Origin of the sequence: Streptomyces sp. NPDC042638 (genome assembly GCF_040647235.1) — a bacterium.
Taxonomy (GTDB): Bacteria; Actinomycetota; Actinomycetes; order Streptomycetales; family Streptomycetaceae; genus Streptomyces; species Streptomyces rameus.
Genome location: NZ_JBEZBT010000032.1, coordinates 41282 through 60225, shown reverse-complemented (window position 1 = coordinate 60225; position 18944 = coordinate 41282). Strand labels below are relative to the sequence as shown.

Genomic DNA, 18944 nt, shown 5'->3' with positions numbered 1-18944 from the left:
CGTGTACAGGTGCTGTCGGCTCGCCGTCGCTGAGCGAGTCCTTGAGCGGGTGAGCGAGCAGCTCGCCCAGGACCGTGCTGAGACCGCGCCGGTGCTGGGACGAGTGGGTGGACAGGCGATGATGATGATCCCGCACCGTGCGGCGGGTATGGAGGAGACCGTGCTCTCACCGGACTATCAGCGGATCCTCGCGGCAGTGCGGAAGGCCGCCGGGCCGGTCATGGGCCGCCAGGTCGGCGAGATGGTGGGGGTGGATGTCAGCCTGCGGGCCAGGCTGGAGCCGCTGCGCGGAAAGCTGATCAGGATGGTCGACCGCGGCTGGCTGCGGAAACGCCCGACGGCCGGTTCACCACCCGCCTGCGACCGGGGGCACCCCGGTGACGCCGCGCCCCACCGCTGCGGGCGGCGCAACCGGGGTGCCCCCGGTCTCAGGCGGGCACTGCGTGAAGAGAGCCAAAGAGCACGCCAAGGACACTTGCCAGCTTGTCTACCTGTGCCTTCTGTCGCTGTCCACGCGCACCGTCAACGGTCGTGTCCCTCGTCGTGGTGTAGCCGATCACGGTCTCTCGGCTCCGCTTCGGAGCCGTCCGGTACCTGCCGCTGCGGGCCGCCTGGCGATCGCCGCTGGTCCCGGCTCGGTGAGCCCCAACAGCGCCTCTGGCGTGGGCAATTCGAGCCGCGACCTGGGGATTCCGCCACCTTGATCGGCTACACCACGAGTAGGGACACCATCCCGTCAACCACCTCGCCGACCTGCTGCGCCGCCACCTGAAGGCGTTCAGGTCCCGGTGGCGGATCCTGCCGCCCGGGAAGATCGCGGTGATCGTCCTGGCCATCCCGCGCCACGATCAGCGCGTGGCCGACCTGGCCGACCTGTCCGGCGGCAACAACATCTCCGAGTCCACCGTCCGCCGCCGCTTGCGCGACGAACTGATCTCCCTGCTCGCCGCGCAGGCCGCGCGCCTGGACCGCGCCTTGAGCTTGTTCCTTATGGCCCGACTTCGTGTGACGGTCGTGTGGCTGACGGATGTTCATGAGTCGTGGCAGGTTGAGGAGAGTCCGGACGATGTCAGCCAGAACACTGGGGAGAGCCCGACCAAGGAACCTCGGGTTGGCCGGATGGTTCGTCAGAGGCATCGTTCTTAGCGTTGCCTCATGTCGATCATGCGGAGTTGGATCAGTCGTCGGACAGTGACCGTGCTCGCTGTCGCCCTTCTGGCGTTATTCGTTCCGGCAGAATCCGGAGCGGCGGCCCCCGATCGCCCGTCCCAACTGCAGCGTGATGCCGACGCCCTCCGGGACGACGGCGTCACAGGCGTATCGGTCAGACTGGAGACGCCCCACGGTGTGCGGACCGTCCACAGCGGGGTCGGTGATCTCAGCACCGGTCAGCCTGTGGCCACGGACGGCTACGTGAGGATCGGCAGCACCACGAAGACGTTCGTCGCGACCGTACTGCTCCAGCTCGCCGGCGAAGGCCGCCTGTCGCTGGACGACACTGTGGACACCTGGCTGCCCGGCCTGGTCCGCGGCCACGGCAATGACGGGCGCCGGGTCGCGCTGCGCCAGTTGCTCCAGCACACCAGCGGGCTGCCCGACTACATCGGCGACGTCGTTCCTGATCTCAGCGCGGCCGGGTATCGCGCGAACCGCTGGACCACCTACACCTCCCGGCAGCGTGTGGCCCTCGCGATGAAGCACCAGCCGTCCTTCGCACCCGGGGCCGGCTGGAAGTACTCCAACACCAACTATGTTCTCCTTGGCATGGTCATCAAGGCTGTCACGGGCCATACATGGGAGTACGAGGTCTGGGACAGGATTCTTCGTCCGCTGCGACTCACCCGCACCCTCACACCCGGCAACCGGCCGTTCCTGCCCGGACCTCATGCCCGGGACTACCAGCAGTTCGAGCCGGGTGGTGCCATGACCGACACCACGGTCGCCTACCTGCCCTTCGATGCCGATGCCGACGGGTCGATGATCAGTACAGCCGCGGACATCAACAGGTTCTTCACGGCACTGGTGCAGGGCAGGCTCCTGGCTCCCGCCCAGCTGGCTGAAATGCAGCGCACCGTCGAGGTCCCTGCCGACCGCGGCTTTCCACGGGGCACGCGCGACGGGCTCGGCCTGTTCTGGACACCACTGTCCTGCGGCGGCGGGTACTGGGGGCACAGCGGCGACGGATTCGGATACCTGGTGTGGCCTGCCACGGCTCCGGACGGCCGGACCATCGTCACGGTCTCCTTGCACAGCCGACCGGGCGATGAAAGCACCGCCACTCGGCAGATCCAAGACGTCACGGATCTCGTCGACCGCGCACTGTGCTCCGCTCGTCGAACGCCGACGTCCACATGAACCGCACTCGCCAACCACGCTGAACGAAGTCGCCGCGACGAACCCGCTCAGGGCGTCCTGTCCGCCGGCCAAGCCGAACATCCGCCGATCCGCGCCGGCAGGCGTTCCTGCGCAGGTTCGATCCGGAGCACACCTTCCGGATGATCAAGCAGACGCTGGGCTGGACCCGTCCAAAGCTCCGCGCGCCCGGGGCGGCGGACCGGTGGACCTGGCTGAGACCGGCCGATGGGGGTTTCCAGGGCCGGTCTCGCTGCTGTCAGGTTCGGATGATCGCGGCGGGTAGTGTCCCGGTGAGGATCGCTTCCCTCGGCAGGGTGAGACCGAACCGCTGCTCCAGGATCTCCATGGGCCGCCGCTTGTCGCCTTCCAGTGTGGCGACCAGCTCGGCGTTGTTCCCGAGGACATCGACGACCCCCACCCAGTCGTCGTTGTTGAGGTCACACATCACCTCGTACACGCCGTCATGGTTGTAACGGAAGTGCGGGGGAGGGATGTTGGGATGTTCGGCCATGAAGTACAGCTCGTATGTGTGCGCACCTCCGTGGGAGATCTCAGGAGTGTCGAACCGGCTGAGGGTTTCCTGCCAGGGGCCGTAGCCGATGGCGAAAGAGAGGTCGCCGACCGATTCGTAGCGGACACCTACGGCCGTGCCAACGGGCTTGCCACGGTCGAAGTCGAACAGGTCGGTGGCGAACGCTTCGTGTGTGCGCAAACCCATGAAGCGAGGCTCGGTACCAGGCACGAGCCGGCGTACGAGGTCTTCGGAATCGATACCGCGCGCGAAGATGGCGCAGTAGCCGCCGGGGAGCGGAACCGGCTCTTCGAGCCACTGAAGGCCATCGGTCATGAAGCAGCGTCTCCTGTCGCGAAAGGAGCGGGGACGGCGCCACCGTAGTCGGCTCAGTTACAGCACCGGCTCGCGGCCACCGCGATGAACGCCCTCCGCCTGAACCCTGGTGGACCGAGACCCCACGAGCCCGCACGCGCACATAGCACCTGGCAGCCCTCCGGCCAGCCGAGCACGGTCCCAACTCCCCGGGAAAATGCTGACCGAGCCCGGCCCACTCTCGAATGGCTGATCAGAGCACCGGCGGCCCTGCCTCGATACGGCGCAGCACCGGAGGGAGGCGGTCCAGGGCGGGGCCGGTCTGGACCAGTCGTTCGTCCCACCAGGTGGCACCGGCGTCGTGCACGGGACCGATCCTGTCCCTGGCCTTCGCTGCGTCCGGAGGCGTGGCACCGCCGAGCACGAACTCGGAGGGGCGCTCGGCCCCGGCCGTACGGTGCTTGCGCACATAGCCGACCAGCTCGCGTACCTCCGTCACGTCCGGCACATGACCATGCCGGGCCGTCTCGAAGAGCGGCACGGCCCCCCCACACCACCACCGCGCTGCCCGCCGCATGGGCGCACGACGTGGCCAGCACAACGGCCCCGCCATCCGCATGGACGTCAACGACATCAAGCGACGATTCCCCGGTAAGTGTGATCAGCACATTGAGGAGATGGTGAACAGCCTGAAGCACACCAAGCGCCTGCAGGCCATGCTCACGAAGCGAGGATGGACCATCGACGAGCACGTCCTGCTGGCATGAGGGCCCGGGGCGCGTGATCGAGGGAGTGAGCATGGAACTGGAGCTTGTGCCGCATGTGGGTGTCGGGCGTTTCCGGCTCGGCATGTCGGTCGAGGAAGCGCGTGCCGCAGTGGAGGGGTGGGGTCTCTTCCGGACCGCCTCGAGCGACGAGGAGCCCGGGCAGATCGGCCTCACACACGACGAGTACCGGCTGAACATCGTACTCGGGTTCACCAAGGGCGCGCTGAGCGGCGTGGAGCTGTTCCGGTTCCAGGACGAGGACGCCGACGTACGGGTGCTGCTGGACGGGCTCGACGTCTTCCGTACCCCGAGCGGAGACCTCTTCGAAGAATTGGCGGAGCGGGGTCACACCATCGAGGAGAACGACCTCGGCTTCGATGCCCTGCCGGAGCTCAAGGTGATCCTCGGGAACCAGAGCAGCTACGAGTACCCGGTGGACGAGGAGGGCGACCCCCTGTACTACGACTACGTTCTGGTCGCGGACCGCATCTGAGCGGGGCGGCCCGTATGGAGGGCAGCCATGGTCTCGTACTCGACCCGCCTCGCGGTGTCACACCGATCCTCCTGGGCATGACTCTCGACGAGATGATCGCGGCCGTGTCCGGGTAGTGCTCCGACCGGGAAGGTAGGCCGGAGTGGTGGTTCCGGCGGTTGGATGTCCGTAGACGTCCGTCCGACCGCTGGGGTGTGGTGGCTGAGCCTGTTCATGTGCGCAGACTGACCCACCGGGAGGGGCAGACGCTGCAGCAGATCGTGCGCCGGGGCAGCACGAGTTCGGTGCGCTACCCGCTGTGCCGCGGTCACACGGTCGAGGGTCTCGTCCGGGGAGGTGACCGAGTCCTGGGGGCGGCATCGGCTGCCGACCGGCCCTCAGTCGAAGTCCCCTTCGTCGTACGCCCACCGTCAGCCGGCGACCCAGCGACTGTAGTGCTCGACCAGGGCGTGGGTCATGGCGTCGGACCAGGGCCTGGCCTCCTCCCAGCCCCAGTCACGGACCCAAGAGGGAACTGCCCGGTCACCGAGCCGCCTCACCGTGTAGCGACACGGGAACCTGGCCGTGTCGCTACACCGGCATCAAGTTTTACGTGTCATACGTAGTCCTGCGTGGCTATGCTCGTGAGCGTTGAACACCCCGTGAGGGTGTGCATAGTTTGCAGGCGAATGCGGGCACCGGCCGCCGAGATTGGCGTCCTGAACGGCCGGTACCCATCGGGCTACTGGTCGCCGAAGTGGCTGCTCAGCCAGACCGCGATCTGGATGAGTAAACCAGAATCGGCGGCCAGTGAGCCGCCTTCGCCTCGGCTTGGCGTGTTCTCCCATCTCACTCTCCCTTCACCGTGGGGTGCCCGAACGCACCGAACGTGTGAGCGGGCGAGCGGGATGGGTGACCGACAGCCGTGGCAAACCGACCCTATGCATCGGCTCCCTGGTTCGGGGCAGATTTCCTCAACTCCGTGGCAGCCGCGCTTCTGTGGCCATCTCTCTTGGCCGCGTTGTCCTGGCAGCCTCCGATCATGAGGACTCGGGGGAGTGCGAGCATCGGCGTGTGCGGTGCTCTGTTGGTCGTCGCATGCCTCACCGGCTGCCGGAATCGACAAGCCAACCCAAGCGGACCGGCGCGCCGCCCACCTTGACCGAGTACGCGAGACGTACCGGCACGGGCGCAGCGAAGGGCTGGCCATACAGCGACAGAAGATCGCCAGCGGCACAGCACCTTTCTAGGAGTTGTCGTCAAATGTCAGACGACATTCTGAAACGGTATGCCCGATTCTGGCGTTGGCTCGGAGGTGAGGCGTTGTCCAGGCGATCGCTTGGTCCTTCGGCGGCTTCTACAGTGTCCCGTGGTGAAGGGGTCGGGTGAGGATCGGTAGATCAGAAGGGTCGGCTCAAGGACGTGGTGCGGATCGAGCGGTTGGTGGACCTGAAGCCCGCCTACCAGCGTCAGGCTGCCGTCCTGGCCCTGTGGCGGTGGCGTGCGCCAGTACTCGCGTTCGAGCTCGATGCAGAGTGGGGCGTCGACCAGGCTGCGCTGGAGTCGCTGTTCCGACTGGCAGCATCACCTGCTGGTGAACAGTCGGATCGCGCATACCGGCGAGCAATCGCCGAGCTGTGCACCGCCCCGCTCTTCACGTCTGAAGTGGACCCGGACACGGTCCAGCTCTTCCAACTGGAGACCATCAGCAGCCTGCTGGCTTTCGGAGAGTTGCTGGACAAGCCTGGCGTGGACGAAGCGGAGCGAGTGGTCGAATCCTCGGCCGGCCTGGCGAACTACCTCGATGACCTCGTCGAGGGCTCGTTCTACTCCCACCCCTCGGAGGAAGCCCACCGTCAGTACCTCGCGGACCGGGCGGACCGGGCGAGCGAGGGCTGTTTCGGGTCACGAAATTTCGCTGTCGAGTCCGCCTGCCACGGTGTTCTCCGGGCTCTCCCCGATTCCGCAGGGCGGCTGGACTCGTCCACCGGTCGCGAGTTGCTCGCGCTGTGCGAGGACTTCGACGAAGAGCGCGAAGAGCTCGTCACCACCATGCGGTGGCTCCGCACGACGGGTCACTAGCGCTCGCGTCGTGAGCCGGATGACGAATGCGGCGGCCGTGATGGACGGGTGGTTCGGAGCGGAGGGCAGCTACGGGCGGCGCTGGGCGAACAGGCCCGGTTCGGTGTCGGTAAGGACGCCCAGGCTGACCAGACCCTTGAGCTTGTGCCGGGTGCTCTCGATGGTCTTCGGCGTGAGCGGGAAGTCCAGGACCTGGCACGGGTCGCGGGCGCGCTTCGGCCCAGGAGTCTCGGCGAAGGCGTCGAGGATCTGCTGGTAGGCCGGGTGGTTCGGCAGGACGGGCGGCTCCTCGGTCGGCTCCGGGGCCGCCGGCGGGAGGGCGAGGAGGGTCTTACGGGTCACCGCCAGGTTCCCGATTTCCTCGTCGAGTGCACGCAGACGCGCGGTGAGCTCGTCCATCTGCGCGCGGATCTGCTCCGCATCGCCGACGAGTTCGCGTTCGTGTGCGTCAATCCGCTCCACGAGCGGATTGACCTGAGCGTCCACGGGCTCACCCGCGCCAGGTGGGCGTCGTCTGGCCGGTGAGCCGGCGCGCTATTACGTCGATCATGGGCCAGCGCACCCGGGACTCGGAGGATGCCGGCCTGCTCTCGTACGGGCCAGGTCGCTCTTGCAGGGCTTGCGGTCACTCACCCGAGCAGCCCAGCAGGACCAAGCCGCGAGACCAGCCCGAACCGGCCAAACCCATATGATCAGGGCAACGGCGGTAGCGGTGCCTAGGAACGCCGCGGGGTGGCGGCCCAGATCCGAAGGGGCGGCCCCTGGTCCGCGCCACACCATGCTCGGCGGAGCCAGGCGCCTCCCCGTACGGCCCGTGGGGGCTCTACCTCAGCCAACCTGCCCCGTCGGCCGCACCGTGATGTGGTTGATGTCCACGCCCGCGGGCTGGTTGATGGCGAACACAATGGTGTCCGCGATCTGCTCGGCGGTCATCGTGGCAGCTGCCTCGGGAGTGCCGCCGCGGGCGTGCCAGAAGGGGGTGTCCACGATGCCGGGAGCGACTACGGTGACGCCGACCCCGTCCTGGCCGACCAGGAGTCGGGTGTTCTCGGCGAGGGCGTGGGCGGCCCACTTGGTGACGGAGTAGAGGTTGCCGGGGGTGTGGCGGACGCCGGCGACCGAGCCGATGATCATGATTCGGCCCTTGGAGCTCCTCAGGTGGGGCAGGGTCTCCTGGATCAGCAGGGCGGGGCCCAGGACGTTGGTGAGGACCATGGCGCGCATGTCCTCAGGGGCGTGGGTCTCCAGGTTGCCGGGCAGGGAGAAACCAGCGTTGGCTATGACGTTGTCCAGCTGGCCCCAGGTGTCCAGCACGTGGCGGACGGCGGCGGCGACGTCATCCGCTTCGCTGGCGTCGCCGGTGATCATCAGCAGCCGCTCGCCCGCCCCCGCTGTGGTGGCGAAGGCGGCCAGCTTGCCCGCGTCGCGTCCGGTGACGGCCACGCGGTGGCCCTGCTTGAGCAGGGCGCGGGCGGTGGCGGCGCCGATTCCGGTCGAGCCGCCGGTGATCAGCGTGACGGGTTCCATGGGGACGGCCTCCTCGGCGACGGGGTCATCGGGGCGAAGCGCCTGCACTATACCCAGCGATCTTCGACGCTCCCTCCCGGCTTTCTCCGACGGCTCCGCTCCTGACTGTGATCAGGAGTTAGGCGGCGTCATGCCGATCAGTTAAGGCGTTGATAGGACTGTGGGGCTGATCGCGGTACTCGCGATCTCCGATGCACGGCGCCGCGAGCGCTACTGCCCCCACGGATGCGGTCACTGGTGGCACAGGCTGTCCGCCCTGGATCCCACCTGACAGATCAGACCGAGCGGGCCTCACGGGCCGATGGGGTCATTCTTCTTGTCCGGGTGTGCCGACAGGACGTGGCGGGTGGCGGAGAGGTTGGACAGGCCAAAGAGTTCCATCAGCCGGACGGGGTCGGCGCTGTGGCGCGCCTCGTCGACGATTCGGTCCACACGCAGGCGGCCCGCGGGCAGGCCGACTCGCTGGAAGAGCGACTGAACCACGCCAGCACTGATGGGCGGGCCGGAATCGTCAACGGCGGTGTTCCGGGTGACGAAGAAGCAGGGATGGGAGCTGTCGGGCCAGCGCTGGTGGTGCTGGAGCTCTCACGCTGTGGCGAGACGCAGGGTGAAGGCGCCGAGGTAGATGGCGTGATCCATGCGTCCCACTCGACGCAGGCACAGCTGGCCCTTGCTGCGGTCGACGTCAATTCGCCGGAGGTGGGCGAGCTGCCCGGGGAGGAGGGCGTAGATGGCCACGAGGGCGACCGTGAGGCGGTCGCGCGGGTCGTCCAGGCGGTCCAGGAGACCGGCGCGGTCGGAAGGCAGCGCGGTCGACACGGATCGGCTGCTGGTCGGTCCGGTTGATCTTCATGACCGGACCGTCGTGTGCCGCGGCCGCTTGCCCGGGTCCGCGAAGTACTTGTCCGGTTGCCGCGCGGTCAGGTGCCACGGTGTGACGTCGTAGTGCGAGCAGATCTCCAGCACCGGCTGGACCAACGACTCCAGCGTGCGCGGTGACAGGCCCGCGACGTCTCGGGCCCATACGTACTCGGCGAGGGAGTCCTGGAAGAGCGCCCGCCCGGCTTCCGCGGACGCGGTCGCTGCGGTCTGTCGCTGGAGCGTCAGGACGTCAGCCAGGCCCGGCTCCGGCTTGCACTTGTTGGCCAGGTCGGTCCTTCACAGCTACGTCGCCGCCCGTGAAGGGAGAAGCGGCGAGTCCCGGAATTCGTCACAAACGATCTACTACTGAGTCGCACAGTCTGCCGACCCGGTCATCAGTGCACGTGGATCACCGACCGGCTGTCCCACTCGCTTGGCCGCCTGGCCACGGCGCTGGCTCCTCGGCGCTGTTCCGCGACGGCTTCCGCCAGGGGACCGGTTCCCGCGCGCTGGAGGGCAGGCTGGGGCAGGATTCGGACCGGGCCCACCGACGCCGCCGCGCCGGGAGCCCGGGAGCGGGCCGCCTCCCGTATCCCTCGTGGCGGCAGGCGCTCGAACGGGCGCATAGTCCCGAACCCTTACCCGATGTTTCCCCCGCACGCGCGACATCGGATGCATCGACGTGCTTCCTACACCGCCCCGGCCTACGGGGGCAGCAGGCGGGCGTGTGGCCGCCTGCGTGCCGGGCGAGGGCGCACGGCTCCGGGCTGAAGCCGACGTGAGCCGCGTGGTCGAGAGCCGTACGGCACCCGCCGCACCGACGACCGGGCCCAGCTCCTCGGCTCCTCGGCGCCCGCCAGACCGCGACCGGCGAGGCATGGATCATGGTGCCGGCGTAGTACGAGAGCGTGGCTCCCGGGCCGCCAGCCCGGGAGCCACGTGTGCCGGCTGTGTGAGCCGGTGTGTCAGCAGGGCATCTCGAAGATCAGCCGGTGGCCGTTCTCGTATCCGGGCACTCACTCCGACGCCGGGACAAACGCCCGGATCAGGTGGGGACCGGCACACCACATCTCAGGACGCGACCGGGTCGGCCTGACGACACAGCGGTTTGACCTTGACAGATGAGGGTTCAGCCGATTGATCCCGACGGTCAGGAACGCGGCCCGGCCCGAAACCGTCTTGGACTGTGGCGAAGCGCTCCTCGAACGATGAAGGAACCCATCAAGTGGCTCTCTCCCCCCGCATTCGTCGCCGGTCGACCGCGTTTGCGCTCATTGCCTCTGTGACCCTGTTTGGCCTCGCGAGCTGGTACGTCTTCTCGGGCCGAGGCGCCGGGCTGCTACCGCAGAGCAGCTGGGGGTCCTGGCGGGAGAGGCCGCAAGTGAATGACTGGGGAGTGCAGGTGCGGGTCAACTCGTGGAGCAACGCCGCTGAGGCGTACGTGTACATGGGCAAAGCGGAGAGCTTCACCATGAAGGCGTACGGCACGCGAGGCAGTGCCTCGACGGATATGGACGGAACGCGGTTCACCCTGACGCCCGACGGCAAGATCACCGGACAGTGGCCACAGGAGCACCGCCCGAGGTGACGCACGCAGCGCGTCGATGGTGCCGAAGGTCCGCTCGACGATGCCTTTGTCGGCGGAGGCCAGCCCAGGTGAGGTGCGTCGTGGGCGATCCGGGCGGCCCGGGACCGGGTGTAGCTGGTCATCACGGCCTATGAGTCGGGGCTGGTGACGCGGGGCGATCGTCAGGCGCAGTAGATGTCCGTGCCCGGCCGCTGCCCGGTTGCCAGGAAGCGGGAGACCGTGCGGTCGCCGCAAGCGTTGCCGTTGGCGAGGAAGGCGTCGTGCCCGATGGAGTTCACCGTCACCATGATCGCACGCCGGCCGAGCGCCTCCCGGAGCTTTTGGGCGCCGCTGAGCGGGGTCGCGACGTCCCGCTCGTTCTGGACGAGCAGGATGTCGGACGGCCCCCGGCCGGTGATCCGCACCGGCGCCTCACGTGGCGGATACGGCCAGGCGGCGCACGTCATCGCGTTGCGGGGCATGCCGGCGGTGAGCGGGTACTTGGCGCGGCTCTCGGCGACGTCCTTCTCGTACACGGCCTTCGACGTGGGCCACGCGACGTCGTTGCACAGTGTGCCTGCCCCGACGGCGGCGACGTTCTGCAGGACGGCCTCGGGCGGCGCGGCGGGAGCGGGTGGCACGGTGCCCTGCTGCGCGGCCCGCATCAGCTTGGCGAGCGCGGGATAGCGGCTGGGGGAGTAGAGGCTGTCCAGCATGGTCTGGCGCAGGACGTTGCCGTTCAGTTCCTCCGGGGTGGCGCCGGGCCAAGGGAGGGGTTCTCGGTCGAGGCGGGCGGCCAGCCGCAGGAACAGCGGCCGGACGTCGGCGGCACTGCTCGCGACGCGGTCCGGGTTGTCCGGCTTCGACGCCCAGGCGGCGAAGTCCGGGAAGGTGTCCTCGACGCCCTGCTCGTGCCCGGCCAGCCAGGCGCGGGCGACGCGGGTGGGGTCGGGGTTGTCGTTGCTGTCCAACACGATGCGGTCGGTGCGGTGCGGGAACAGCTGCGCGTACACGGCTCCGACGTATGTTCCGTACGACACGCCCCACGCGGAGAGTTTGCGCTCGCCGAGCGCGGCGCGGAGGCGGTCGATGTCGCGGGCCTCGTTGGCGGTGCTGAGGTGCCGGATCAGTTCGCCGCCGTTCGCGGCACAGGCGTCGGCCATGCGGCGGGCGGTGGCCATGTTCTCGTCCACCGAACCGTCGGCGGCGGGCCAGGGGCGGAGCTTGGACGTGGCGAGGTCGCCGTGGTCGAGCCCGCAGTCCACGGGCGTGGACGGGGCGAGCCCCCGTGGGGCGAAGCCGACCAGGTCGTAGGCGTCGAGGACGTCCTGGGGGAGCTTCTGCCCCTTCCCCGAGGGGTCGTTCAGGCTGGAGCCGCCCGGCCCGCCGGGGATCAGAAGCAGGGTGCCGCGCCGGGCCACGGGATTCTCGCTTCGGATGCGCGAGACGGCGATGTCGATGCGGGGACTGTCGGGGTCGGCGTAGTCCATGGGGACCCGGAGGGTGGCGCACTGCTGACGGGGGTCGATGCCGGAGCCCTCGCAGGCGGTCCAGGCGAGACCCTCGGAGGGGCTCGCGGCCACGGAGGCGGTCACGGGCGCGGTGACGGCCAGAAGGGCGGTGGAGACGCCGACGATGGCGGCGTTGCGGATGGTGCGTGCGGGCTGCGTCATACGACGAGCTTCGCGGATCTCAGGGGCTCGCCCCATCCGGGCAACAACCTGAAACGACCTGGGGTTTACCCCACCATCCCCCTGACGGACTCCACCCAGGCGGCGGCCCCGGCGAGGACCACGGACCCGCCGGTCACCCTGCCGTCACAGACGGGACCGACAGCGGGGACTCCCTCGGCGACCTCGACGCAGTTGCCGCCGTCGCCGTTGCTGCAGGTGCTCCTGCGCCGACGGGCGCCGCTCAGGTCGTACTCACGCATCGTCATGCTCGTCCCTCAACTCCGCGCCGAGCTGTAGGTGAAGATTCCCGCCGACCGCGGCCCCGGTCACGCGTCCCTGCGCAGGCGGCTCAGCCGGACGGCCATTGCGGCTCCACGTACGCCGGCCCCGTAGCTGGACCACTGGCACGCCAGTCGAATACGGCCGTGAGTGCCGGCCTCTCCGATAGAAGTGCCGATGAGGGCTACGGCGTCGATAGAGTGCCGACATGCCGTACTCGCCGATGCCGCTCCAACTCGACACCGCCCGGTTGACGTTGCGTCCATGGACCGAGGCCGACATCGACGCCCATCGCGCGCTCGTCGCCGAGCGAGGTGGTGGCATGCCATCGGTCGAGGACAACCGGCGGATGATCGAGGATCAGCGCACTGCGTCGGCACTGACAGGGATTGCTCTGCTGCCCGTCATCCGCCGCGATGTGGGCGACTTCATCGGGTATTGCGGGCTCACCGTCGGTCGGGCTTCCGTTGACGAGCCGGAGATCGCCTACGAGCTGTTCCGGCGCGCACACGGACAGGGCTATGCCACCGAGGCGGCGTCCGCGGTGCTCGACGCGGCGATGGCGACGGGGCGGAAACGGCTCTGGTCGACGGTGCGCCCCTGGAACGCGCCGTCGTTTCGCGTCCTCGAAAAGCTTGGGTTCCAGCGCGACCACGTCTCGACCGATGACAGTGGCGAACTGGTGTGGCTCACCCGTTCCCTGCCGTAGGAGACATACTGCGGTCAGTTCGAAGTGGCGCCACCACATAGGTGGCACCACCGCCGAGCCGGTTCGCCCGCCGTCACCGGGCGCGCTGGCCACCGAACTCCTGCTGGAGGAGACGGAGTCCGAGTCCTCTGACGGCCACACCCACCGCCGGGTTGTGCTCCAACCGGAGCTGGTGGCACGGGGGTCGAGCCTGGTGGCCCGCTCTGCAGGCCGCGTTGCGGGCGTCCAGCATCTCATGGGTGATAGGGGTCACGAAGGTGCCGACGCCGCCACGCTCACCGGGGACGAGGGCCACGCCGCCAACGCCGGCCTGGTACTGCCGGATTACAGCCGCCTGGGGTAGGACTCAGCCAGCTCACCGGCCGGCACGTAGGCGCCGACCGGGGAGACGCTGGAGCCCTGGCCCGGCAGGGGGCGAGGTGGCGTGGGCCGCGTCGCCCGCGAGTGCCACGCGGCCCGACGACCAAGTGGGCATGTGGATCTGGCCGACCACGTCGAAGAACAGGTCATCCGCCTCCCGCATCGTGGCCACCAGCCGGGGGACGTGCCAGCTCCGCTCGGGGAACCGGGAGGCGACCAACTCCCGCTGCGCCCCGGGGTTCCGGAATGCGTCGTAGGGCGGTGACGGCACCGGAAACTGTGGCTACGACATGGGACCGCAGGACGGTTGGTGGATGGACTTCACGCCGATCAACTCGGTGTACCTCTACCTGCCCTGAACGGGTGAGCGGCTCGTCCGCGCGTAGGACACCAGCCCCGCGTGCCGGGAAGGTGCTGCCGCACCCCGCCGATGCCGGATGCGCGGGTGAACGAGCCAGGCCGGGAGCGCGGGCCGGCCCATCCGGTCGCTTCCCCGTACCGGACGAAGCCTCTCCTGCCTCAAATTGCACTGTCGGCCCCGTCTGCGGTCTGGCCGCGGCCCTTGTGCCCGAATGCCGCCACATCAACGGAATTGACCATTCCGGGGGGTGGTCCCGGAGAGTCGCTCTTCTTAAGTGAGGCTTAAACGCTTCTTAAGCATTCTTGAGTCTCGACTCGTTCCCCAAGTAACCGCAGTTCAGCGGGGTTTGATGGCACTCCGCACAAGTTGGCCGAGGCAACGGCCGTGCGTACCATCGGGATCCCCCCACGGCTCACCGCAGCTGAGAGAGCGCTCTCAAGCGGAACGATCTGCCCCCTCGTTCGCGGTACGCCGTACGGGCGGAACCACCTGTACCCCCCACAGACAAGGTGTCATCCCAGCCATGGCAGCTCATCGCGCTCGGCGGTGGACGCTCGGCGGACTGGTCTCACTGGTCGCCGTCGCACTCGTCACCGTCCTCCTCATCACCACGACCGGCTCCGGGGCGAACCGGGCCAGCGCCGCACCCGCCGCGGTGACCTGGTCCGACGACTTCGACGGCAGCGCGGGAAGCGCTCCCGACCCCACCAAGTGGACGCTCGAGACCGGCGGTTCGGGCAATGGCAACCACGAGCTGCAGTACTACACACCGGGCAACCAGAACGCCGCCCTCGACGGCCAGGGCCACCTGGTGATCACAGCACGCAAGAACACCGACTCCGGGCTGCAGTGCTGGAACGGGACGTGCCAGTACACATCGGCCCGCCTCAACACGGCCCGCGGCTTCACCCAGGCGTACGGCCACTTCGAGTCCCGTATCAAGATTCCCCGCGGCCAGGGGATGTGGCCGGCCTTCTGGATGCTCGGCGACAACCTCCCCAGCGCGGGCTGGCCCGGCAGCGGGGAGATCGACGTCATGGAGAACGTCGGCAAGGAGCCCGGCATGGTCCACGGCACCATCCACGGCCCCGGCTACTCCGGCTCCGGCGGGCTCGGTGCCGCGTACACCCTTCCGGACGGCAAAGCGTTCGCCGACGACTTCCACGTCTTCGCCGTCGACTGGAGCCCGGCGGCGATCACCTGGTCGGTGGACGGCCACGCCTACGAGACCCGCACGCCGTCCGACCTCGGTGGCAAGAAGTGGGTCTACGACCATCCGTTCTTCCTCATCCTGAACCTCGCCGTCGGCGGCGACTGGCCCGGCAGCCCCGACTCGGCCACTTCTTTCCCGCAGACGATGACCGTCGACTACGTCCACGTCTCGACCTCCGACGCGGGCGGCTCGACCGGCTCGACCGGCGCCGGCGGTGCCATCAAGGGCATCGGCGGAATGTGCGTCGACGTTGCCGGCGCTTCCGCCGCGGACGGGACGCCGATCCAACTGCACGACTGCAACGGCGTCGACGCCCAGAAATGGACGCTGGGCAGTGACGGCACCCTCCGCGCGCTGGGCAAGTGTCTCGACGTACGCGGCGGTTCCACCGAGGACGGCACCCCCGTCCAGCTCTACGGCTGCAACGGCAGCAAGGCCCAGCAGTGGACCTACACCTCCGCCCACGACCTCACCAACACCGGTGCGGGCAAGTGCCTCGACGCCAAGGACAACGCGGCGGCCGACGGCACCCGGCTGCAGATCTGGACCTGCGGCGGCACCGCCAACCAGAAGTGGACCGTGGGCTGACCCCGCACGGCGCACGGCCCACCCCACCCCACCCCCCACTCGCTTCCACGAGGCACACGCACCAAGGAAAGGCGCAAGAACATGGCACCACGTCACCAGCGCAGTCTCAGCCGCCGCAAGCTGCTCGTCGCCCTGGGCGGAGCGGCGATAGCGGCGCCCGCCGCGGCGGCCCTGGCTCCCCACGCCCTCGCCGGCACGACGGACAACGGCACGAAGGCCGCAACGGCAGGGGCGCTCCCGCTGACGATCGTCAACAACAGCGGCTCGTTCGACAACGCCTCGGTGCACGTCTACATCGTCGGCAACCAGGACGGCAAGCAGGTCCGGGTCACACCTGACGGCACCCTGGCCCCGATATCGCTGTCCGACAACGGCGCGGACGGCTTCACCGACTACGCGCTTTCCCTGCCCGCGAGCGGGGAGGCCGCCCTCACGCTGCCCCGCATGTCAGGCCGCATCTACGTGTCGCTCGGCGAGAAACTGAAGTTCAAGGCCGTCGCGGACGGGAACGGCAATGCGGCACTGCAGTACCCCGCCGGCTGGGTGACCTCCGACCCCAACTACCGCGTCCTGCACGACTGCGCCGAGTTCACCCACAACGCCTCGGGCATGTTCTGCAACACGACCATGGTCGACATGTTCAGCGTGCCGATGAGCATCCGGCTCACGGGAGCCAAGGACCAGACCACGGGCACCCTGCGCGACGGCGGCCGGGCCGCGGTGTTCAGCGCCGTCAAGCAGGTCGCGGAGTTCGCCCCCCTGGTCGTCGACGACCTTCGCGTCATCGCTCCCGGCCACGGGCTCGACGCGGGCCTGTTCGCCAAGGACTACTTCGCCCCGTACATCGACCAGGTGTGGAGCACCTACACCGGTAAGGACCTCACGGTCACCACCAACGCGGGCACCTTCACCGGCCGGGTACGCGCCGACAAGTTCACCTTCGACGGTCCGGCCCCGGTCGCCTTCGGCAAACCGTCCACCCGCGACGTCCTGTTCTGCGACGGCAACCTCGCCGCCCCGAACGACGGCACCACCGGTCCTGTCGCCGCCGTCCTGGGTGCCGGCTTCAACCGCTCCACCCTGCTCAGCAACCCCGCCCAGCCGGTCACCGACGCATCGGCCTTCTACCGGACCGACCTGACGAACCACTACGCGAAGGCCGTTCACGCGGCGACACAGGACGGCGAGGCCTACGGCTTCGCCTTCGACGACGTCGCCGACTTCGCGTCCTACATCCAGGACACCGCACCCACCGGGATCCGGCTGACCCTGACGCCGTTCTAGATCTGCTGTCCCGGGACGTTGGGGACGCGGCCGGCGGGTGGTTGGCCTTTCAGCGCGGTGTGCCCGCGGTGGTGATTGTAGGTGTGCAGCCACTGCGGGAATGCTGCCCGCCGCTCGCCTTCGGATCGGTAGGGGGCGGGCGTAGGCCCATTCCTCCAGCAGGGTGCGGTCGAAGCGTTCGACGTTGCCGCTGGTCTGCGCCCTGTAGGGCCCGGGTGCGCTGGTGCGTGATGCCTGCCCGGGTCAGCTCGTCGCGCCAGTCGCGTGAGCGGTAGCAGGAGCCGTTGCCGTTCAGCACCCGCTCGACGGTTCCACGAAGTTTCCGGGCCCTCGATGGGATCAGGCAGCGAACAGCTCGTCCTGCTCGGCGCGGAGCGTGTCGACGAGCCGACCCCGCGGGAGGGTCACGTCCGCATAGCTGAGCACGGTGTCCTTGGTGACGGCGCGACGCAGCACACAGCCTTCGGAGATGCCCATCGGCAGGAGGTCGTCCGCCCGTGTCACGGTGTGTGACTCAGCCACCCCGTAGGTGTCGTAGCCGCCGATCCCGTCCAGCACCGTGCCGGTCGGCAGGTCCCGCTTGGCGGTGGCCACCACATCGACCCGGGGGCCCGCGGGCGGGGTCAGGGCCGCGTCGCCGAAGTCCACGGCACGGACCACGGTGTGCGGCACCTCGAAGTGGCACAGGTGGTAGGGCGTGTAGAAGCTGTACAGCGGACCGCGACCGAGCTTGTACAGCTCCAGGTAGCTGCGCTGCACCGGGTCGTCGTGGGTGCCGAGCACATACACACCGGGGGCGGGCTTGGTGCCCACCACATAGTCCACGATGCCGCCCGACTCGCGCAGTTCGTCGACATCGTACATCTGGGCCAGCTCGTCGACGTGGCCGGTGTGGTCGAGTCCGTACATCCCGCGCCGGGGCACGGTGAAGCCGAAGGCGTTGGCCACGATCGCCTGCTCGAAGGAGACCTTCGTCCCGTCGGTGAAGCTGGTGATCATGTGGACGTTCTGGCCCCACCGGTCGGCGAACGGCTGCTGGGTAGTGGGGGTGCGGTACTCGTCCTGGAAGCCCTTGATGTTGCCGGCCACCAGCGGGGTCACCCCCAGGCTGCGCACGAAGCGGAGCAGGTTGGCCTGCACCGCCGGCTGGTCGCCGTCCGCCCCGGTGAGTACGACCCCGGCCGAGCGCGCCCGGTGTGCGAGGAGCGGACCCACGGTGCAGTCGAGTTCGGCATTCATCGTCACCACCGGCAGGCCCCGCTCGATGGCGGCGAGGGTGATCCGGGCGCCGAAGTCCACAGCACCGGTGACGTCCACCAGACAGTCGATGCCCTCCGCGGCAATCAGCGCGAACGCGTCCTCGGTGACCACCGGCCGGCCTCCGGCCACCGCGGCCGAGATAGCGTCCGCCGTGTCGGCCCGCGCGGGCGCCAGCCCCGCTTCTTTGTAGGCGCGTTCGGCGTTGGCCGGATTGCGGTTGGAGATCGCCGCTACCCGCATGCCGGGCACCGACGCGGAGATGTGCCGCACCAGGCCGCGCCCCATGTAGCCGGCACCCACCATGCCGACCCTGATCGGCCGGTCCTCTTCCGCGCGCCGGCGCAGCGCGGTGTCGATAATGATCATCGCCTGACCGCCGGGACCTCGGGCGACCGGGGCCGGCGGGGGGAGTACGGGGCACCCGCGCAGCGACCGGACGTCGTGTCACACCGCTCACCCGAGCGGAAAGGTCGTATCTCGCCCGAAGGGAGAGGACGCGAGAAGCGGGCGGGTGATCCGCGGTCGTCATCCGGTTGTTCCCGCTCGATGAGGGCCGCACCCGTCGGCGGAGTGGCGTGAACCAGCATGGCGAGTCTCCGATGCCTGTCGATGCGTCAGGGAATTGCGAGGCTAGGTCGGTAGCAGAAGCTGGGCAACAGCCGCCGGAGGGCATCACGCCGAAAGCCGCACGGAACTCTGGCGGCCACGCTTTCGACTGCTTACCGTAGGCAGTCGAACAACGAACAAGACTTGTGAACAA

The 18944-nt window shown here is 68.8% G+C and carries 20 protein-coding genes and 2 pseudogenes; 10 read left to right on the top strand and 12 right to left on the bottom strand.

All coding sequences use genetic code 11. The features are described from left to right. Nucleotides 1–819: 819 nt before the first annotated feature. Both AB0B40_RS24175 and AB0B40_RS24170 read left to right on the top strand, forming a co-directional pair. Nucleotides 820–1146, top strand: a complete 327-nt coding sequence (locus tag AB0B40_RS24175) for a hypothetical protein (protein WP_345055604.1) — start codon at nucleotides 820–822, stop codon at nucleotides 1144–1146. A gap of 9 nt (nucleotides 1147–1155) precedes the next feature. Continuing rightward, nucleotides 1156–2355: a serine hydrolase domain-containing protein gene (locus AB0B40_RS24170; RefSeq protein WP_345055602.1), complete on the top strand. Its 1200-nt coding sequence runs from the start codon at nucleotides 1156–1158 to the stop codon at nucleotides 2353–2355. 256 nt (nucleotides 2356–2611) lie between these two features. Here AB0B40_RS24170 and AB0B40_RS24165 read toward each other — a convergent pair whose 3' ends face one another. Together AB0B40_RS24165 and AB0B40_RS24160 are read right to left on the bottom strand one after the other, a co-directional pair. Beyond that, a complete protein-coding gene (locus AB0B40_RS24165) occupies nucleotides 2612–3202 on the bottom strand; it encodes a hypothetical protein (RefSeq protein ID WP_362265507.1) in 591 nt (196 codons plus the stop codon). A 232-nt stretch (nucleotides 3203–3434) separates the two neighbouring features. Continuing rightward, nucleotides 3435–3680 carry a hypothetical protein gene (locus AB0B40_RS24160; protein WP_345055599.1) on the bottom strand — a complete coding sequence of 82 codons (246 nt, stop codon included), beginning with the start codon at nucleotides 3678–3680 and terminating at the stop codon, nucleotides 3435–3437. 299 nt (nucleotides 3681–3979) lie between these two features. On the opposite strand from AB0B40_RS24160, the gene AB0B40_RS24155 reads away from it, so the two are divergent. Both AB0B40_RS24155 and AB0B40_RS24150 read left to right on the top strand, forming a co-directional pair. Further along, nucleotides 3980–4441 (top strand): hypothetical protein, encoded by a 462-nt coding sequence (locus tag AB0B40_RS24155; protein WP_362265505.1) that lies wholly within the window; start codon nucleotides 3980–3982, stop codon nucleotides 4439–4441. 1401 nt (nucleotides 4442–5842) lie between these two features. Continuing rightward, a complete protein-coding gene (locus AB0B40_RS24150) occupies nucleotides 5843–6502 on the top strand; it encodes a hypothetical protein (RefSeq protein WP_362265503.1) in 660 nt (219 codons plus the stop codon). Between the two features lie 69 nt (nucleotides 6503–6571). On the opposite strand, the gene AB0B40_RS24145 is transcribed toward AB0B40_RS24150, so the two are convergent. Together AB0B40_RS24145 and AB0B40_RS24140 are read right to left on the bottom strand one after the other, a co-directional pair. Further along, nucleotides 6572–6988 carry a hypothetical protein gene (locus AB0B40_RS24145; RefSeq protein ID WP_345055595.1) on the bottom strand — a complete coding sequence of 139 codons (417 nt, stop codon included), beginning with the start codon at nucleotides 6986–6988 and terminating at the stop codon, nucleotides 6572–6574. Between the two features lie 342 nt (nucleotides 6989–7330). Beyond that, entirely contained in the window at nucleotides 7331–8029 is a 699-nt protein-coding gene (locus AB0B40_RS24140; protein ID WP_345055593.1) for an SDR family oxidoreductase, read from the bottom strand. 160 nt (nucleotides 8030–8189) lie between these two features. On the opposite strand from AB0B40_RS24140, the gene AB0B40_RS24135 reads away from it, so the two are divergent. After that, the gene (locus AB0B40_RS24135) at nucleotides 8190–8300 is read left to right on the top strand and encodes a DUF5958 family protein (RefSeq protein WP_345055592.1); all 111 of its coding nucleotides are present in this window, start codon (nucleotides 8190–8192) and stop codon (nucleotides 8298–8300) included. 20 nt (nucleotides 8301–8320) lie between these two features. Here AB0B40_RS24135 and AB0B40_RS24130 read toward each other — a convergent pair whose 3' ends face one another. The 3 genes from AB0B40_RS24130 to AB0B40_RS24120 form a co-directional block, all read right to left on the bottom strand. Beyond that, a complete protein-coding gene (locus tag AB0B40_RS24130; protein ID WP_345055591.1) occupies nucleotides 8321–8512 on the bottom strand; it encodes a hypothetical protein in 192 nt (63 codons plus the stop codon). 102 nt (nucleotides 8513–8614) lie between these two features. Beyond that, entirely contained in the window at nucleotides 8615–8848 is a 234-nt protein-coding gene (locus AB0B40_RS24125; protein WP_345055589.1) for a hypothetical protein, read from the bottom strand. A gap of 30 nt (nucleotides 8849–8878) precedes the next feature. After that, nucleotides 8879–9007 (bottom strand): hypothetical protein, encoded by a 129-nt coding sequence (locus AB0B40_RS24120; RefSeq protein ID WP_345055588.1) that lies wholly within the window; start codon nucleotides 9005–9007, stop codon nucleotides 8879–8881. A gap of 1264 nt (nucleotides 9008–10271) precedes the next feature. Here AB0B40_RS24120 and AB0B40_RS24115 point away from each other — a divergent pair. Beyond that, nucleotides 10272–10478 carry a hypothetical protein gene (locus tag AB0B40_RS24115; RefSeq protein WP_362265500.1) on the top strand — a complete coding sequence of 69 codons (207 nt, stop codon included), beginning with the start codon at nucleotides 10272–10274 and terminating at the stop codon, nucleotides 10476–10478. A 161-nt stretch (nucleotides 10479–10639) separates the two neighbouring features. Here the strand turns inward: AB0B40_RS24115 and AB0B40_RS24110 are convergent, their stop codons facing one another. Both AB0B40_RS24110 and AB0B40_RS24105 read right to left on the bottom strand, forming a co-directional pair. Then, nucleotides 10640–12130 carry an alpha/beta hydrolase gene (locus AB0B40_RS24110; RefSeq protein WP_362265498.1) on the bottom strand — a complete coding sequence of 497 codons (1491 nt, stop codon included), beginning with the start codon at nucleotides 12128–12130 and terminating at the stop codon, nucleotides 10640–10642. Between the two features lie 65 nt (nucleotides 12131–12195). Continuing rightward, on the bottom strand, nucleotides 12196–12396 hold the full coding sequence (locus AB0B40_RS24105; RefSeq protein ID WP_362265496.1) for a DUF397 domain-containing protein: 201 nt from the start codon (nucleotides 12394–12396) through the stop codon (nucleotides 12196–12198). A gap of 221 nt (nucleotides 12397–12617) precedes the next feature. Here AB0B40_RS24105 and AB0B40_RS24100 point away from each other — a divergent pair, with 221 nt between their 5' ends. Next, a complete protein-coding gene (locus AB0B40_RS24100; RefSeq protein WP_345055582.1) occupies nucleotides 12618–13118 on the top strand; it encodes a GNAT family N-acetyltransferase in 501 nt (166 codons plus the stop codon). A 61-nt stretch (nucleotides 13119–13179) separates the two neighbouring features. Then, a pseudogene (locus tag AB0B40_RS24095) lies at nucleotides 13180–13320 on the top strand (LacI family transcriptional regulator); the annotation flags it as partial. A 153-nt stretch (nucleotides 13321–13473) separates the two neighbouring features. Here the strand turns inward: AB0B40_RS24095 and AB0B40_RS24090 are convergent. Beyond that, a complete protein-coding gene (locus AB0B40_RS24090; protein ID WP_362265537.1) occupies nucleotides 13474–13593 on the bottom strand; it encodes an FAD-dependent monooxygenase in 120 nt (39 codons plus the stop codon). A gap of 769 nt (nucleotides 13594–14362) precedes the next feature. Between AB0B40_RS24090 and AB0B40_RS24085 the strand changes: the two genes are divergently transcribed. Further along, nucleotides 14363–15640 (top strand): family 16 glycosylhydrolase, encoded by a 1278-nt coding sequence (locus AB0B40_RS24085; protein WP_345055579.1) that lies wholly within the window; start codon nucleotides 14363–14365, stop codon nucleotides 15638–15640. Between the two features lie 81 nt (nucleotides 15641–15721). Further along, the gene (locus AB0B40_RS24080; protein ID WP_362265494.1) at nucleotides 15722–16924 is read left to right on the top strand and encodes a glycoside hydrolase family 64 protein; all 1203 of its coding nucleotides are present in this window, start codon (nucleotides 15722–15724) and stop codon (nucleotides 16922–16924) included. Here AB0B40_RS24080 and AB0B40_RS24075 read toward each other — a convergent pair. Together AB0B40_RS24075 and AB0B40_RS24070 are read right to left on the bottom strand one after the other, a co-directional pair. Continuing rightward, nucleotides 16921–17234, bottom strand: a pseudogene (locus AB0B40_RS24075) (integrase core domain-containing protein); the annotation flags it as partial. The gene AB0B40_RS24080 and the pseudogene AB0B40_RS24075 overlap by 4 nt on opposite strands. A 29-nt stretch (nucleotides 17235–17263) precedes the next feature. Further along, on the bottom strand, nucleotides 17264–18550 hold the full coding sequence (locus tag AB0B40_RS24070) for a Gfo/Idh/MocA family oxidoreductase (RefSeq protein WP_345055576.1): 1287 nt from the start codon (nucleotides 18548–18550) through the stop codon (nucleotides 17264–17266). Nucleotides 18551–18944 lie beyond the last annotated feature (394 nt).